Annotated in this window: 1 protein-coding gene and 1 pseudogene; both read left to right on the forward strand. The window is 79.9% G+C overall.

Annotated features, from left to right (window positions below; translation table 11 throughout):
- A partial coding sequence (locus PYV61_RS25275; RefSeq protein ID WP_275836652.1) for a HEAT repeat domain-containing protein occupies positions 1-909 on the forward strand: 909 nt, incomplete at its 5' end.
- A gap of 82 nt (positions 910-991) precedes the next feature.
- A pseudogene (locus PYV61_RS25280) lies at positions 992-1,452 on the forward strand (hypothetical protein); the annotation flags it as partial.

The following is a 1,452-nucleotide window of genomic DNA, read 5'->3' on the forward strand; positions in this document are numbered from 1 at the left end:
GCCGTCGCCGACGCGGCCCGCCCGGCGGCGCGCGCCCGCGTCGTCGATCCCGCATTCCCCGCCGATCCCGCCGACCCAGCCGCCCCCGCGGACGCGGGACCGTCGGCGTCCGTGAGCAGGCCGCTCGACCTGCGGATCGACCTCGGCGCCGCGGTCCGCGAGCCCACGGCGCGTCCGGGCGGCGCCGGCGCGCGCGCCGACGAACGCGTGACGCTGCTCGCGCGCGTGCTCCGCACCGACACCACCGCGCGGCTGCGGCGCGTGGCCGCCTGGGGCCTCGCCGAGTACGCCGACCAGTCGGTCGCCTTCGCCGCGCTCGCCGAGACGCTGCGCCTCGACGTCGACTCGTCGGTGCGCGAGATGTCGGCGTGGGCGCTCGCCGGGAGCGACGACGACGACGCGGCGCGTGCCGCGCTCGCGGCCGCCCTCCGCGACCGCACGCCGCGCGTGCGCGCCACCGCCGCCTGGGCGCTCGGCGACGCCGGCGACCGTCGCTCCGTCGACGCCCTCGTCGGCGCGCTCGCCGATTCCAGCGTCGCGGTGCGCACCCGCGCCGCGTGGGCCGTCGGCCGGCTCGAGCCGCGCGAGGCGCTCGGCGCGCTGCTCGCGGCGCTGCGGGATCCGGAGCCGCGCGTGCGCCACGTCGTCGCGTGGGCGCTCCACACGATCGAGGACGCGTCGGCCGCGCCGGCGCTGCAGGCCGCGCTCAAGGGCGAGCGCGAGCGGGAGGTGCAGTTCGCGTACGTGCGCGCCCTCGCCTCGCTCGGCGACGGCTCGGTGGACGCCATCCGCGGCATGCTCGAGTCGTCGGACGCCGAGGCGCGCGCGGTCGCCGTCCGCGCGCTGGCCGGCGGGCGCGCGCCCGGCCCCTGGCCGTGGCCCTGGCCCGAGCCGCGCCCGACGCCCTGAGTCGTTCCGCGCCGGGCGCCCGTTCGGATGCGCGGGCGCCCGCGCTTTCCCCATCGATGCTGAAATTTCAACCGGAGCTGTGATGATTCGCCTGATCGGAGCCGTGGTCGCCGTGGTCGCGACGCTGGCGGTGGACGTCCCCCGCGCCGCCCCTCCCGTCGCGGCGCAGGAAACTGCGCAGGACGCCGCGCGTGACGTGCGCGCCCTCCTCGCGGCCGCGCGCGGCGCGCCGCGCCCGCTCTGCGCGCTGGCCGCGCGCTCGGTCCACAACTTCGGGTGGGGCGACCGCGCCGACGCCCCCGCCACGCCGCTCGGCGACGATCGCTTCGCGCTCGGCAGCGACGCCGGTCGTCTGGCGCCCGCCGAAGTGGAGACGCTGCTCGCCGGGCTCGGCTCCGACGACGGCTGCGTGCGCGAGCTCTCGGCACGACTGCTCGGCGCGCAACGCGGCGACGTCGCCGTCGCGCCGCTCGTGCAGCGGCTGGCCGCCGCCGAGCCGGCGCTGCGCGCGGCGTCGGCGTTCGCGCTCGGGCTCGCGCTGGC

It is taken from the genome of Roseisolibacter sp. H3M3-2, assembly GCF_029211165.1.
Lineage (GTDB): Bacteria > Gemmatimonadota > Gemmatimonadetes > Gemmatimonadales > Gemmatimonadaceae > Roseisolibacter.